Here is a 14,527-nt window from a genome sequence, read left to right as displayed (position 1 = left end):
GCACTGCCGACCGGCGCTTCGCTTTCCATCATTGCATCCCCCTCGCCTTTCCATCGCCTCGCGCTGGATCCCGGCGGATGACGCCTGCGGGCCCCGCCCCGCCTGCCCCCTGCGCCTGCCACCACCCCACGTGCACTGACGCGGTCTGACACGTAATCGGACCCATCCGTTCGTCCTGCATGTCGTCCTGCGTTCTGGCAGCGGGCAATGCTTGTCGCGTGCGCGGCGTTTGATCGCACACACCTTTCGCCCCGTTCCGGGCCTTCCATTCGATGCCCCTGCGCCTGCTGCGCCAGCATCGCCGTTTCCGACTTTCGGGACATCCGTACCGCCCATTCCACTCCATTTCCATTCTTCCAAGGGAGTCCCCATGCAGGACAACTCCGATGCCCATGCCCATTTCGGCTGGTTCAAACGCCGCCGCCATCTGAAGGTCGACGAGATTACCGTTGTCGACAAGCCCATGCTCAAGCGCGCCGTGGGCGCCGCTGCACTTGGCAATGCGATGGAATGGTTCGACTTCGGTGTCTATGGCTATCTTGCCGTCACCATTGGCCAGGTGTTCTTCCCCTCCAGCAACCCCACCGCGCAGGTGATCGCTGCGTTCGCCACGTTCACCGTGGCCTTCCTGGTACGCCCGCTGGGCGGCATGGTCTTCGGGCCCTTGGGCGACCGCTACGGGCGCCAGAAGGTACTGGCCTTCACCATGATCATGATGGCCCTGGGCACCTTCGCCATCGGCCTGATTCCCTCTTACGAACGCATCGGCATCTGGGCACCGGTGCTGCTGCTGCTCGCGCGCGTGGTGCAGGGCTTCTCCACCGGTGGCGAGTATGGCGGCGCGGCAACGTTCATCGCCGAGTACTCCACCGACCGCAACCGCGGCCTGATGGGCAGTTGGCTGGAGTTCGGCACGCTGGGCGGCTACATCGCCGGTGCCGGTACGGTCACCGCCCTGCACATGCTGCTGAGCAGCGAACAGATGCTGGACTGGGGCTGGCGCATTCCGTTCCTGGTGGCCGGCCCACTCGGCCTGCTGGGCCTGTACATGCGCATGCGGCTGGAGGAAACGCCGGCGTTCCGTGCCTATGCAGAGGAAGCAGAGAAGCGTGACCACGAACGTCCGGGCCTGGGTGAGCTGCTGCGAGTGCACGGTCGCCAGCTGATCGTGTGCATGGGCCTGGTGCTGGTGTTCAACGTGACCGACTACATGCTGCTGACCTACATGCCCAGCTACCTGAGCGTGACCATGGGCTATGCCGAGAGCAAGGGCCTGCTGCTGATCATCATCGTGATGCTGGTGATGATGCCGTTGAACATCGTCGGTGGCCTTTTCAGCGACAAGCTGGGCCGGCGCCCGATGATCATCGGCGCCTGCATCGCGCTGCTGGTGCTGGCGGTGCCGAGCCTGCTGCTGGTGGGCAGCGGCAACGACTGGCTCATCTTCCTTGGGCTGATGCTGCTGGGCCTGGCGCTGGTGTGCTTCACCAGTTCGATGCCGTCCACGCTGCCGGCACTGTTCTATACGCCGGTGCGCTACAGCGCGCTGTCCATTGCGTTCAACGTGTCGGTGTCGCTGTTCGGTGGCACCACGCCACTGGTGACCGCCTGGCTGGTGGAGCGCACCGGCGATCCGCTGGTGCCGGCCTACTACCTGATGGGCGCCGCGGTGATCGGCCTGATCACGATGATCTTCGTGAAGGAAACCGCCGGCCTGCCGCTGCGCGGTTCGCCGCCGGCCGTGGGCTGCAACAAGGAGGCGGCCGCGCTGTTGAAGAGCGATGCGCCGGTGACGGTGGACCGCGCCCTGCCGCCGTTGCCGGACCTGGCCGAGCCGGAACAGGTGACCCCGGCCTAAGTGCCAGGGGCAGCGCCGGGCAGTGCCTGGCGCTGCCGGCTGCGCAGCGCTAGTCGGCGCGGGTCAGCTTGCCCGGGGTCCAGCGCAGGGTCCAGACATAGTCGCCATCCGGCGGGCAGACATGCTTGTAGCCCACGACATCGCAGGTGCTCGCACCGGCAACGACCTTGAACGCGACGATGATGCGGTCACCTTCGATCCTGATGGAATGCACGGCACCCGGAATCTGCTCGCCCGCATCATCGCCGTAACCTGACGCGCGGATGGCGGCGAAGTCCTCTGCCTCCACAGGCGACAGGCTCTTGGGGTTTTCCTTGCCGCGTGGATCATCCGCTGCCAGCGCCGTCATCACCGCAATCACATTGCTCTGTGCGAACGAGCCACCGGTATAGGTCGACGTATAGAGATATATGACCTCCGCACGACCATCACCGTCCAGGTCGGCAACGGCGGTCCACACCGGGCGGAAATCACTTTCGATGTCATCGCCGGGGATACGCCGCAACGAGGCCTCGGCTGCGTGGAACGCCTGTACCAGGCTCGGTGGCGATGCCTTCGATGCCGCAAATACCGGGTCACAACCGACCAGCGCCCAAAATGCGAATGCGGAAGGCAACAGGATGGAACGGGAAAATGCAGATCCGTGCATGGTGTTCTCCTTGGTGAATGGCGCAGCCGGTAATGCGGTTACTCGGCGCGGGTCAGCTTGCCCGGGGCCCAGCGGTACACCCAGGCATGCTGCCCTTCCGGTGGGCAGGTCACCTTGCCACGCACGCACAGCTTTGAATTGCGGGTGCTGTTGAAGGTGACGCGGATACGGTCGCCGTCCATGGTGATCGTTTCCATTTCGCCGGGAATGTGCACGGCAGCGTCATCGGCGTAACCGGATGCGCGGATCAACGCGTAGGTTTCGTCGTCATAGGCGGATTTGCCCGGCGATGCGGCCTGGCCCCGTGCATCGCCTTCGGCCAGCGGGGTCATCACCACCAGTTCGTTGAGCTGCATTGCGCTGCCGGTCTGGGTCGCGGTGTAGAGATAAACGATTTCCGGGCGGCCATCGCCATCGAGGTCGGCATTACCGGCCCACAGCGGGCGGTAGTCATACTGGCTGTCGGTGCCCGGGTGCAGGCGCAGGGACGCCTCGGCGGTACGACGTGCCTTGTCGTAGCTCATCGGCTCGTTCTTCGCCTCGTCCTTGACGTCGGCCGGCGTTGCATCCTGGGCAAGCAGCGGCGCCGCCACCGTCAATGCCATGGCCGCCACCAGCGCGCGCAGGCCGATGGCCTGCCAGTGCTTCCGCTCGTACATCCCTGTTCCTCGATCACTGAATCTGCGGAGTCGGATCATCGCACAGGCGGGCCGGCGAGCGGCGTGCTGTCGGCATGCAGTTCCATCGCGCGCATGACGATGGGCTTGGCCCAGTCCGGGGTGTGCAGCAGTTCCACCACTGACGCCGGATACTGCAGGCCCTTGCGATCCAGCGCCAGCACAGGCAAGGGGGCAACACGTCCGTAGCGATCGGCCGGCGCGCTGTTGTCATACACGTGCAGTTCGGCCAGATGCGGCATCAATGCCAGCAGGTTCTCGCGTGCGGAATCGAAACGTGCGCGGATCTTGTCCTGCGGGATGTCGTGGCCGCCGCCAGCAACGCGGGCGGCCACGCGGGCCACATGCAGTTCGACGGTGGCCAACCCGCAGAACCAGATCGCCACGTCGTGCTGGCTGCAGGCCTCGCGCAACAGACGCGGAATGGTGTTGCCGCCCAAGGTGGTTTCAAAGGCAAAATCGCTGCCGTCGGCGATCGCCTGGCGCAGCCGTCGTGCACCCTCCTGCCACGCTTCAGCGTTGGCTTCGGCCAACGGCCAGCCCGCCTCCACCAGCCGTCGGGTGAAGCTGTCCGGGTTGTACCAGCCCAGGCCGTCGGCCTCCAGCCAGGTACCGAGCAGCGAACTCTTGCCGGCGCCGTTGACGCCGGCCAACGCCAGGATCCGCCCCATGAGTCAGAGCGGACGGCCGAGCGCGACCTTGTGGCCGCGGCGGATCGGCTTGCCCATCACCTTGCCCAGCCCCTCACCCTGCTGCAGCCCGGCCAGCGCCTGGTCGAACTCGGTACGCAGGCGCGAGAGCACGTCGCTGCGCTCTTCGGTGTCGCTGCCACTGGCCCTGGCCAGCAGCTCCTGGTAGGTCTTGATGTCCACGATCACCGCTTCGGGGTGGTTGTGGTTGGTGATGACCAGCGCCTGCTTCTCGCGCACGGTACGCATCAGGCTGGGCCAGCCACGGGTCTTGACCGAGGACGCCGGGGCCTTGTCGAGGCCGGGCAGGTCGAGCGGGAGGGTCATGGCACGGCTCCAGCGGAAGGATAGGAGGCCACTATACCCAATTTGGCCAAATTGGGGATAAATGCCCCCCCCCGCCCTTCCGCCCCGGCGGACGGGCGCGCACACGACTGGCAACGGGCTCCGCCGGGAGGGGGAACTGACATCCGCTCAGCCAGCATGCCGCCAATGCGTACGTGCAGCAGTGCGATTGGGTAGGCCAGCCGCAGTGTGCCCCGCGGTGGCACGGCCGGCATCCAGTTCTCGTACGATCGTACGGAGTGATTCCGTGGCGGCTCCGGCTCCGGCTGGCGCCGCCCTTTCCTGCAGCCGAGCATGGCTCGGCGCTACAACCGGGGATTCCCATGGCCTACGCACGCATTGTTTCGACCGCCGACAACTACCTGCACCACATCAGCAACGGCCATTTCGACGTCGCGGCCGATGAGCCGGCCTCGCTCGGTGGCCAGGGCAAGGGCTTTGCCCCGTTCGACCTGTACCTGGCCTCGCTGGCCGCGTGTACCGCCATCACCCTGCGCATGTATGCCCAGCGCAAGGGCTGGGAGCTGGGCGAGTTCCACGCCGAGCTGCGTTCCGAACGTGATGCGGACGGGCGCTTCCACGTGCACCGTGTGCTGCATGCCACTGGCGAACTGAGTGATGCGCAGTGGCAGCGCCTGTTGGAGGTGGTGGAGAAGACCCCGGTGACGCTGGTGATGCGCGAGGGTGCACGGATCACCAGCGAGCGCGGGGCGGCAGCATAAGCGCATCCACGCATGGCGTGGATCTACTGGCCCCTCAACGCCGTGAATGCAGCACGGTGCGCTGGCGCATGGCGTTGAATTCCTGTTCGACCTGCTGGATGTCTTCGGCCTGGAAGCCGGCGGCATCCAGCAGCTGATCGGCGGCCGCGGCAGCCAGCGGATCATCCTCGCGCTGGCGCCAGCAGCGTGACGGCAGGAAATAGCCGACCTCGCTGCGCCCGCGCATGATGACGACCGGGCGCCCTGCATACAGCAGGAATTCGGCCAGGTGCTGGCGCAACCCCTCCACCGAGACATAGGCCGGCCCGATGCCCAGTGTGTGTGCGGCGGGCTCGGAACTCTCGAACAGCTTGCGACGGCTCATCCACTCCTCCTTTGTGCAACGCGTGGTCTTCCTTCCTTAGACGGGCGCGTCGCCGCGCCCCCGCCACACGTGTCGTGACTGCGATCACGCTGTCCGATCAGAAACCGGTGTTGAACTCCAGCTGGAACACGTCGATCGACAACGGCGGGCCCGACACTTCCTTGGCCGCCATCCACTTGCCGCTGATCCAGCTGCGCGCATCCAGCGCATAGGCGCCGCCGACGTAGTAACCGCGCGCATTGGTACCGCCAAGGTGGAAGTTCGGATCGTTGTAAGCATCAGGCAGCGCATCGGCCTCGATCCGCTTGTAGCCCAGCAGGGCCTGCCACTGGCCCTTCTCCTTCAGCTCGGTGGCGCCGAAGGTGGCCTGCAGCATCCAGGCGGTGTCGCCGCTGCGGAAGGTATCGATGCTGGCGCTGCCACCGGCGCCGTAGTTGTTGACGATGCCGTTGTTGGCCCGGGCGAACATGGCCTGCTTGTCATAGGCCAGGTTGCGGATGTAGTCCGCGTCCAGGCGCATGCCGATGTCCTGCGCGAGCTGTGTATCCCAGCGCAGGTTGAAGGTGGCCAGGCGGAATGCCGAGGCCAGGCCCACGTACTGCGGTGTGGGCGTGTTGGCCGGATCCAGCGGATTGCGGGCGATGTCGCGGATCAGCATCAGGGTGTTGCCCTTCTGCATGAACGCCGGCCGCGACCAGTCGGTATCGCACCCAACCGCGCCTGCATACAGCGCGCACGGCGACGACAGGCGGCCACTGATGTTCTTGAAATCGTAGTAGCCCAGCGCTGCACGCAGGCTGTTGTCATCGTTGAAGCGCCAGTTCACCCCCACCTGTGCACCGGACAGCCACTTGTTCTCGTTCGGGGTCTTGACCCGGCTCTGGCTGGGAGCACTGTCGGAGGTGTACTCCAACGGCACCACCGCCAGGTTGCCGAACAGGCCGACGTCCTCAGCAATGTCGTACCTGAGATTGGCCGCCAGGCCATCGAAGTTCAGGTCGTTGGAGAACAGCGTGTCGCTGGTCCAGAACGGATTGCCGAAGCGTCCGCCGCGCACCGTCACCCAGTCGGCCGGGCTGTAGGCGAGCCATGCCTGGTCCAGCCACACGTCCTTCTTGCCCAGGCCGCCGCCAAGCTGTTCGGTGGTGGACACCGGCCCGTTGCTGCTGCCACTGGCCAGGCGCACGCCTGCGGTGGTGTGCTCGCCGATCATCGCTTCGATGCCCAGCCGTGCACGGATGCGCCACAGGTTGCGGCGGTCCTGGCGGGTGTTGAGCAGCGGCGGCAGCTGCAGGTTGGTGTTGTTGTTGGTATCGAAACCGCTGCCCGCATTCACCGAGGCCCAGTTGGTTTCGATGTCGCTGTTGCGTTCGGAGTAGAAGCGCGACTCACTGCGCACGCGCATGTCACCGGTCACCTTGATGCGCTTGGTCCACTCGGCCACTTCGTTCGGCGCGGCCCAGCCCTCGGCTTTGGCCTGCGCCATCACGTCCTGGCGCACTTCATCGCGGATGCCATCACGCACGCTCTGCGGCACGTACGGCACACGCACGTCGCCGGCTTCCAGCGCCACACCGCCGCTGCTGGCTGCGCCACTCGCAGTGACACGTTGCGCAGCCGCCGCTTCTGCTTCCGCCTGTACCAGCAGCGCCTGGCCGTCTTCGGGCTTGAGCGCGCCACTGGCAATCAACCCCTTGATCAGCTTGACCATGGTGGTTTCGGCAGCCATTGCACTGGCCGGCACGGCCAGGCTGAGCAGTACGGCGCAGCACAGCAGCGCCCGTCGGGCCGGCCGCGGGCGGCGGGATGCGGTTCGAGCGCGGTCGTGGTCGTTCATCACGGTTCTCATCGAAAGAAGGGAAATCACGGAAGTCATCGGTCAAGCGCCGGGGCGGCGCCCCTGGATCAGCACGCGCGCGGGGAAATCCAGCGACGCCGGTGGCATCTGGTCGACTTTGCCGATCTGCCGCAGCGCATCGAGCACGGCCACGTCGGCCTCCTCGTTGCCGCTGCCACGCACCAGCTCGACCTTCTCCAGCCGGCCATCCGGCGCCAGCCACACATTCACCTGCAGCTGGAAGGCCAGGCGCTTGACCCGCGCATCGCGCGAGATCGCCTGTTGCATCAGATAGCCCAGGTAGCGGCCATAGCTGGCATTGCCGGCACCGCCACGGCCGACACCGGACGAACCCCCGCCGCTGCCCGACTGGATGCCGAAGCTGTCGCCGCCGGCCTGCGCATCGGCGTCCATGGTTACCGGGTCGGCGTTGTCCGGCGTCGGCGTCGGCTCTTCGGCCGGCGTTGGCTGGTCCAGCGGTTCCGGCTCAGGCACGGTCTCTTCCGGCGGCGTCTCCGGCTCGGGCGGTTTTTCCGGTGGCGGCGGTGGTGGTGGCGGTGGTGGCAACGCCAGCATCGGCGGCTGCACCACCGGCCGGCGGGTGCTGGCGGTGTCCTTGAACAGCAGCCACCACAGGGCAATACCCAGTACCAGCAGCGCCGCCAGTACCAGCGCGATCGTCACCAGCAACTGGCGTCCGCGCGTACCAGGCTCCTGCAGGGGTGGTCGATGGCCGGCCATGCCTCAGCCCTGCGCCTTGCCGGTGACCAGGCCGACCTGGGCCAGCTCCAGCCGCCGCAGCAGGTCCAGCACCTCGACCACGCGCGCGTACTGCACCTGCGCATCACCGCGCACGATCACCGGGAAATCCGGCGAGGTTGCGCGTTCGGTACGCAGGCGGTCCTCCAGCTCGGCCATCGTCACCGGGTAGGCATCCAGGAATACCTGGCCGCTGGGGTCGATGGTGATCGCCTTGGTCTTGGGCTTCTCAAGTGCGGTGCTGTTGCTGGCCTTCGGCAGGTTGACCTCGATGCCGGGAATGGAGGCGTTGCTGGTCAGGATGAAGATCACCAGCACCACCAGCAGCACGTCGACGAAGGGCGTCACGTTGATGCCCTTCTCGCGTTTCTTGATGCCGAACTTCGCCTTATAGGCCATGGCCGGTCCCTCAGCCCTGGACCGCGGCCGGGCCGCGTCCGTCCTGCTCTTCGGCCAGGCGGGCGGCGAACTCGTCGATGAACACCGCCATGTCGGCGCCGATCGCTTCGGCGCGTGCCCCCAGCCAGTTGTAGCCGAACAGCGCCGGAATCGCGACGCCCAGGCCGGCGGCGGTACACAGCAGCGCTGCCGCCATGCCCGGGGCCACCGAGTTGATGTCCACCGCACCGGCCATCGCCGCCACCACGAACACCAGCATGATGCCGATCACGGTGCCGAACAGACCCACATACGGTGCACCCTCGATGGTGGTCGACAGCCAGTTCATGCGTCGCGCCATCGCCTCCTGTTCGCGCACCATCACCGCGTCCATCGACGCGCGGATGGCGGCGATGGTGGCCGCGCTCAGATAGCCGGAGTTGCCGTCGCGCTGATGGCGCTGCTGCATTTCATCGATGGCCACCTGGTAGATGCGCCACAGCGAGCCGTCGTGCATCGCCGTCGGCACCTTGCCCTGCCGGTCCATCTCGGACAAGGTGCGCAGCGGCACGCCGGAGAGCTTGCTGAAGCTCTCGGTGAACACTGCATTGGCCTTGCTGGTGCGGCCGAAATGACGGCTCTTGGCGATCATGATCGCCCATGACAACAGCATCATCAGGCCGAGGATGGCGACCACCACCCAGGCGTCGAACGGCATCGCCTTGAGGATGAAGGCGAAGTGGCTCTGCCCGGCCGACTGCTCGTCGGCGCCGTAGCTGATCAGGCGCGAGTCGGCGCCCTGTGCGGTGGCATCGGCCAGCAGCAGCGCCGCCGGGCGCGCCACGCGTGAGATCCGCAGTTCATCCAGCGCACCATCGAAGTTGGCCAGCGGCTGCGTCGCGCCCGGTGCATCGGCACCTACCACCGCAGCGGTGCTCAGTGCCGGCAGTTCACCACTGAGCTGGGCCACCACGCGACCGTTCAGATACAGCTGCAGCGACCCCTTCTCGGCGGTAAGCGCGAGATGCGCCCACTGTCCTTCCGGGATCGGTTGTGCCGGCGTGCTGCGTTGACCGTTGAGCTGCACGAACGGCACGCGGTTGTCGATGCCCACCACCAGCTCGGCGCTGCCATCGCGCCGGGCGTAGATCGCCTGCGCGGTGGTCTGCGCGCCCGGTTTGATCCAGGCCGAAACGGTGAGCGGCGCGCCCGCTTCCTGTGCCAGCGAAGCGCTGGCCGGCAGCGGCAGCGGACCCGCGCCCAGCTGCACGCCACGCCCGATCACCGTGCTTTCCGCCGCAGGCACTACTGCACCGGCCGTGTTGCCGTAGGCCGTGGTATCACGCGCCGGCGCATTGGCTTCGGCAAAGTGGTAGACCAGCGTGTAGTCCGGATCGAACACCTGCTGGCCATTGCCGCTGGCCGGTGCCTTCGCGTTGCCGTAGTACATCCAGATCGTCTGCGGCGCGCTGGCGGTCAGTGCTGGAACGTCCACCCAGACCAGTGCCAGGCCCAGGTTCGGGTCGAACTGCTCGATCTGATGGGCCAACACGGTGCGCCCGTCGGCAGCAACGAAGCGCAGGTCGTTGCCACCCTCCTGGGTGCCATCAAAACCGAAATTGCCGGTATGCAGGCGCAGCAGCAGCGGGGTACGCCCGGGATTACCGGCCAACGCCGCGCCCTGTGGGCCGGCGTCGACGGTGATCGGCTTGCGGTACTTCCATTCGGCCTGCCACCAGTTGGCATCGGCCGCGGCGGCGGGCAGCGCGATCAGCGCAGCCAGCAGCAGCAACATTCGGGAAAGCAGACGGTCCATGCAAAAGGTCTCCGGAGAACGCATCTCAAGGGAAGGGTCAGTAGCTGGTGCTGATGTTGAAATGCAGGCGCGGGTCGTCCTTGCGCGTGACCGGGCCATCGGCGTAGGGCCAGGCGTAGTCCAGGCGCAACTGGAGGTGTTCGCCCAGGCGCAGCTGCGCGCCCAGCCCGACCGAGGCCAGGTTGTACTTGTCGCGCTGTTCCGGCAGCGGCTGACGCAGGCGCAGGTAGGCCGCGTCAGCGAAGCTGTACAGGCGCAGGTCGGTACCGCTCCACAGCGACCACGCCGGGGTGCGCCATTCCAGGTTGGCCAGGCCACCGTAGTCGCCGATCGCTTCGGCCGAGAGGTAGCCACGCACGGTGTACATGCCACCGGCGGCGAACTGCTCGGCCGAGACCAGCGGTGCATCGGTCGCCTGCAGCGAGCCACGCGCATACCACTGCCAGTCGTTGCCGAAGGTGTGCGTATTGGAGACATCCGCCTTGAACGCCACGAAGCTCGGGTCGGCCCAGTAGCGTTTCTGACCGAAATCGGTGGCGTTGCTGCCATAACCGAACAGGCGCCGGGTTCCCGCCACCAGCTGCGTGTTGATGCTCAGCTGATCGTTCTCGCCCTGGCGCACACCGACGAAGGCCAGGGTGATCGGCGCGTACTTCAACGGCGTCTTCAGGCTGTCCTTGCCCATCTGCGTGTCTTCTTCGGTGTCCTTGAAGTCCACGCCGAGGCTGAGCTGGCGCCACCACTGGCTGCTGCCGGCCAGGCGGTAGTTGAGCTTGAGACCAATGGAATGACCGTTGCCGATCACGTTGGTGCCGGTGCCGGTACCGACCTGCCCGCCTGCATTCAGTACGCGGCTGTCGGACTTGTAGCCCGATGCCTCCAGGCTCCACGGCGTGCCCTCGAAGGGGACCGTGTAGGACGCAGAGAACACCTTTGCCTGGTCGGTGTCTTCCGGCGCGATGAACACGCCGATGCTCGCGCTGTGTCCACGCCGCCACAGGTTGTCGTGGGCCAGCGATGCACTAAGCCGTAGCTTCTCGGTGTCGGCACTGTGATCGTTGTTGAGTGCCGCGCTCGCGCGCCACGGCGACTTCTCTTCCACCTGCAGGTCCACATCCATGGTGCCCGGCACCTGGCCTTCGCGCACCAGCGGCAGCACCTGGCGACGACCACCTTCGTTCAGCGCAGTCAGTTCCTTCTGCGCCTGGTCGAAGTCCGGCACCCGCCCCTCAGCCAACGCCGGTACCCGCTCGCGGATGCGTTCGGGTGAGTCATGGCGGGCACCGACCACGCGCAGCTGGCCAATGGGCGTTTGCTGCACCTTCAGCAGCACCACGCCCGCGTTGACCTGCTGTTCGGGCAGCTCCACATAGACCGATTGGTAGCCGGCCTGCTGGTACAGCGCGTTGACTGCATCACGCGCCTTCTCGACATCGGCGAGCGTTTTTCCGGGGCCGAGGAACGGTTCGACCGCGCGTTCGATCTGGCGCGCATCGAGCACGGTGTTGCCGCGCACGATGTACTCGTTGATGTTCACCGTGGGCGCTGGCGCGGCGTCCTGCGCGAGCACTGAAAAGGGCAACGACGCCAGGGCCAGCAACAAAGGATGCAGGCGCAGCGGAAGGCGAACGGCACGGCACGGAACGGGAGTCATCGAAGGCATCGCGTCGTATCGAAGGGAATGGCCAGGGAGCGGCGCGTGGGTCTACCAACAGGACGTGCAGGCCGCGTCAAAACCGCCAACAGTTTTGTGACAGCACTGTCATCTGTTGACGATGCTGAAACAGGCGCAGGCGGACACTTCGCCTGGTGCACGTCTTCATTGCAGAGCGCCTGCTGCCTCGGGAGATTCAAGATGCACGCCACCCTGCTTACGCCGAACCGCCGTGCCCTCTGTATGGCGTTGGTCCTGGGGCTGGCTTCGCCTTGGGCGCGGGCCGACCAGGCCGCCAAACAGGCAGACGCAGCGCCATGCATCGAAGTACAGGTCAATGGCGAGCGCATCCCCGCCTGGGACTGCCTGCAACGCAAGCTGGCGCCGACGGAGAGCGCAGCCGCCCGCCCTGCTCTTCCCGAAGCCGAACGCGTGATGCGCAAGCCCGGCAACCAGATGCTGCAGTACAACCTGGAAGGCACGCGGCAACGCATGGGCGATGCGTTCGGGCGTTCGGTGGTGCCACAGCGCCCGGCGCGCTGAGCCGTGTTCAGTGCCGCCCCAGCGCGGCGGGAACGATGCCATCGGTGGGCAGGGGCGGCAGTTCGGGCACGGGCAGCGAGCGCGGCTGTCCTGCCTGCTGCAGTTCAACCGCGTTGGCGCTGATCGCTGCCAGTACGGTAGATGGACCCAGCCGCTGGCCTGGAGCATAGGCCTGCGCAGGCGCCCCATCCACCGACAGCAGCGCCAGCGGCGCCTGCCGCCCAGCCATTACGCCCAGCACGCTCACATCGGTCTGCACCGCGCCGGGCGAGAGCAGCCGCACCAGCGGTGCGCTGGCAGCGTCGTCGACGGCCGGGGCAGCGGGTACGGTAACCTGCACCGCGGCCGCGGCCACGCGAGCCGGCGCCATGAACAGGGCCATGCCCCAGTATCCCGCCACGGCCAGCAGCAGCATGGCCGCCAGCAGGGTCAACGTGCGATTGCGATCCCAACGCCTGCCGTCCATGTTCCGCACCTTCGCCAGGGTCCTGTGCGGCCACGCTAGCAGCTGTCGCTGACGCTTTTGTTTCATCATCCGCACCTACGCTGGCAGGTATCGGCAAGGACGGGAGGCGATGTCCGATGCAACGCAGGCCACGCGGCTTCACCCTGATTGAACTGATGGTAGTACTGGTCATCATCGGCATCTGCACGGCGGGTATCGGCCTTGGCCTTGGCAGCCTGCTCGACCCTGCGCGGCAGCTGCGCCAGGAATCGGAGCGGTTGGCGCAGCGCCTGCAGGTCGCGCGCGATGAAGCACGCATCGATGGTCGGCCGATCCGCTGGCAGGCCAGCGCAGAAGGCTATCGCTTCAGCCGCCGCGACAGCGAGGGCTGGGTCGAGCTGCGGCGCGATGACCTGCTGCGCCCCCAGCAATGGCAGACCCGCGGCATTGAAGTGCAACCAAAGGCTGCCATCGAGTTGAGCCCCGAATGGATCGGCGTGCCGTGGGAGCTGGCGTTGTCGCTGGACGGCCGTCGACTGCGTCTTCGTGATGATGGCAGCGGACAATTGCAGGTCATGCAGTGAAGCGGACGCAACACGGATTCACGTTGATCGAGGTGCTGATCGCCTTGGCCATCGTGGCCATCGCCTTGGCAGCGGTGATGCGCTCGGTGGCGGTGGCGACCGATGACCAGTCGCGTCTGCGTGACCGTCGGCTGGCCCTGCTGTGCGCGCAGGACCGCTGGCAGGAGCTGCGCCTGGCCGCGCAACCACCCGGCGATGCACGCCTGCTGTGCCTGCAGGGGCGCACCCGTTTCCTGGTGCAGCAGCACCTGGGCAGCGGCGCCGACGGGCAACCGCAGCTGGAGTTGGGCGTGGTGGCCGAAGATGCACCGAAGCAGTCGCTGGCGCGCCTGCAGCTGCCATGGACGGCGGCGCCATGAAACGCGCTGCGCGGGGCTTCACCCTGATCGAAGTGATGATCGCCATCACCATCATGGGCGTGCTGGCGGTGATCTGCTGGCGCGCACTGGACAGCGTGGCCAACACTGACCAGCGCCTGCGCCAGGCCGATGCCGAGACCAGTACGGCGATGCGGGTGCTGCAGCAGTTCCAGCGCGATATCGAGATGCGGGCCGACGATGCGCTGATGAACGGTGCGGTGCGCCCGGCCGATCAACCCGCGCGGCTGCTGCCGCCGTCGTTGACCAGTGAGCGCCACCCCGATGGTGGCTTCACCCTGGAGATCACCCGCAGTGTCGGCAGTGATGGGCTGCAGTGGCAGCGCGTTCGCTGGTGGCGGCAAGGCAGCACGTTGTGGCGTGCCAGCGGTGCGCCGTCCGATCATTATCCGCTGCCTGCGCCTGAGCCGACGCGCGGGCTGCTGGTGGCGCGTGATGTACAGCGCTTCGAGGTGCGCGCATGGCAGCCGGGGGTGGGTTGGGCGATGCTGCCGAGCCAGGGCGAGGTATTGCCGGCGACCGGTCTGGAGTTGCGGTTGGGGTTGCGTGATGGACGCGGGCCGTTGAGTTACCGGCGGGTGTTGGCGCTCTGAGAGGAGCATCCACGCATGGCGTGGATCTACTGAACTGCATCCACGCATGGCGTGGATCTACTGAACTGCATCCACGCATGGCGTGGATCTACTGAACTGCATCCACGCATGGCGTGGATCTACTGCCCCGGTCGCCGGGCGCTGTCCCGCGCCCGGCGACGCCGTGTCGGTGGTCCTCACCGCTGATGGCTGCTCCCTGCCCTCCGTGCCGTCCTGGCTGGGGCCGCCACCGCTCCC

The 14,527-nt window shown here is 66.6% G+C and carries 17 protein-coding genes; 6 read left to right on the top strand and 11 right to left on the bottom strand.

What is annotated here, in order from left to right:
- Nucleotides 1–370 precede the first annotated feature (370 nt).
- On the top strand, nt 371–1,858 hold the full coding sequence (gene proP, locus ACFX4F_RS02290) for a glycine betaine/L-proline transporter ProP (RefSeq protein WP_099818619.1): 1,488 nt from the start codon (nt 371–373) through the stop codon (nt 1,856–1,858).
- Between the two features lie 49 nt (nt 1,859–1,907).
- Here proP and ACFX4F_RS02285 read toward each other — a convergent pair whose 3' ends face one another.
- The 4 genes from ACFX4F_RS02285 to ACFX4F_RS02270 are packed head-to-tail and all read right to left on the bottom strand — an operon-like array spanning nt 1,908 to nt 4,200.
- A complete protein-coding gene (locus tag ACFX4F_RS02285; RefSeq protein WP_099818620.1) occupies nt 1,908–2,507 on the bottom strand; it encodes a hypothetical protein in 600 nt (199 codons plus the stop codon).
- Between the two features lie 38 nt (nt 2,508–2,545).
- Nucleotides 2,546–3,166, bottom strand: coding sequence for a hypothetical protein (locus tag ACFX4F_RS02280; RefSeq protein ID WP_099818622.1), 621 nt, complete (start codon nt 3,164–3,166; stop codon nt 2,546–2,548).
- 35 nt (nt 3,167–3,201) lie between these two features.
- On the bottom strand, nt 3,202–3,855 hold the full coding sequence (locus ACFX4F_RS02275) for a hypothetical protein (protein ID WP_380651792.1): 654 nt from the start codon (nt 3,853–3,855) through the stop codon (nt 3,202–3,204).
- Between the two features lie 3 nt (nt 3,856–3,858).
- Nucleotides 3,859–4,200, bottom strand: a complete 342-nt coding sequence (locus ACFX4F_RS02270) for a type II toxin-antitoxin system prevent-host-death family antitoxin (protein ID WP_089235803.1) — start codon at nt 4,198–4,200, stop codon at nt 3,859–3,861.
- A 341-nt stretch (nt 4,201–4,541) separates the two neighbouring features.
- Between ACFX4F_RS02270 and ACFX4F_RS02265 the strand changes: the two genes are divergently transcribed.
- Entirely contained in the window at nt 4,542–4,940 is a 399-nt protein-coding gene (locus ACFX4F_RS02265; RefSeq protein WP_099818627.1) for an OsmC family protein, read from the top strand.
- 34 nt (nt 4,941–4,974) lie between these two features.
- On the opposite strand, the gene ACFX4F_RS02260 is transcribed toward ACFX4F_RS02265, so the two are convergent.
- The 6 genes from ACFX4F_RS02260 to ACFX4F_RS02235 form a co-directional block, all read right to left on the bottom strand.
- Nucleotides 4,975–5,304 (bottom strand): hypothetical protein, encoded by a 330-nt coding sequence (locus ACFX4F_RS02260; protein WP_099818628.1) that lies wholly within the window; start codon nt 5,302–5,304, stop codon nt 4,975–4,977.
- A gap of 97 nt (nt 5,305–5,401) precedes the next feature.
- Complete coding sequence (locus ACFX4F_RS02255; RefSeq protein ID WP_099818629.1) at nt 5,402–7,141, bottom strand: putative porin; 1,740 nt, start codon at nt 7,139–7,141, stop codon at nt 5,402–5,404.
- Between the two features lie 42 nt (nt 7,142–7,183).
- Entirely contained in the window at nt 7,184–7,882 is a 699-nt protein-coding gene (locus ACFX4F_RS02250) for a cell envelope integrity protein TolA (RefSeq protein ID WP_099818631.1), read from the bottom strand.
- Nucleotides 7,883–7,885: 3 nt separating this feature from the next.
- Nucleotides 7,886–8,299 (bottom strand): biopolymer transporter ExbD, encoded by a 414-nt coding sequence (locus ACFX4F_RS02245; RefSeq protein ID WP_089235818.1) that lies wholly within the window; start codon nt 8,297–8,299, stop codon nt 7,886–7,888.
- 10 nt (nt 8,300–8,309) lie between these two features.
- A complete protein-coding gene (locus tag ACFX4F_RS02240) occupies nt 8,310–10,094 on the bottom strand; it encodes a DUF2341 domain-containing protein (RefSeq protein WP_380651785.1) in 1,785 nt (594 codons plus the stop codon).
- Nucleotides 10,095–10,131: 37 nt separating this feature from the next.
- A complete protein-coding gene (locus ACFX4F_RS02235) occupies nt 10,132–11,748 on the bottom strand; it encodes a ShlB/FhaC/HecB family hemolysin secretion/activation protein (protein ID WP_099818634.1) in 1,617 nt (538 codons plus the stop codon).
- A 201-nt stretch (nt 11,749–11,949) separates the two neighbouring features.
- On the opposite strand from ACFX4F_RS02235, the gene ACFX4F_RS02230 reads away from it, so the two are divergent.
- A complete protein-coding gene (locus ACFX4F_RS02230; protein ID WP_099818635.1) occupies nt 11,950–12,291 on the top strand; it encodes a hypothetical protein in 342 nt (113 codons plus the stop codon).
- A gap of 7 nt (nt 12,292–12,298) precedes the next feature.
- Here the strand turns inward: ACFX4F_RS02230 and ACFX4F_RS02225 are convergent, their stop codons facing one another.
- Nucleotides 12,299–12,757 (bottom strand): general secretion pathway protein, encoded by a 459-nt coding sequence (locus ACFX4F_RS02225; RefSeq protein ID WP_099818636.1) that lies wholly within the window; start codon nt 12,755–12,757, stop codon nt 12,299–12,301.
- Between the two features lie 116 nt (nt 12,758–12,873).
- On the opposite strand from ACFX4F_RS02225, the gene gspH reads away from it, so the two are divergent.
- Genes gspH through ACFX4F_RS02210 form a run of 3 tightly spaced genes read left to right on the top strand, consistent with a single transcriptional unit; the run spans nt 12,874 to nt 14,290 of the window.
- Nucleotides 12,874–13,320 carry a type II secretion system minor pseudopilin GspH gene (gene gspH / locus ACFX4F_RS02220; protein ID WP_099818638.1) on the top strand — a complete coding sequence of 149 codons (447 nt, stop codon included), beginning with the start codon at nt 12,874–12,876 and terminating at the stop codon, nt 13,318–13,320.
- Nucleotides 13,317–13,679, top strand: coding sequence for a type II secretion system minor pseudopilin GspI (gspI, locus tag ACFX4F_RS02215; RefSeq protein WP_099818639.1), 363 nt, complete (start codon nt 13,317–13,319; stop codon nt 13,677–13,679). Before gspH ends, gspI begins: the two co-directional genes overlap by 4 nt.
- On the top strand, nt 13,676–14,290 hold the full coding sequence (locus ACFX4F_RS02210) for a prepilin-type N-terminal cleavage/methylation domain-containing protein (protein WP_099818785.1): 615 nt from the start codon (nt 13,676–13,678) through the stop codon (nt 14,288–14,290). The genes gspI and ACFX4F_RS02210 overlap by 4 nt, the downstream gene beginning before the upstream one ends.
- Nucleotides 14,291–14,527 lie beyond the last annotated feature (237 nt).

Source organism: Stenotrophomonas sp. YIM B13575, assembly GCF_042787595.1.
GTDB lineage: Bacteria > Pseudomonadota > Gammaproteobacteria > Xanthomonadales > Xanthomonadaceae > Stenotrophomonas > Stenotrophomonas lactitubi_B.
This window is presented reverse-complemented; position numbering and strand designations above follow the sequence as displayed.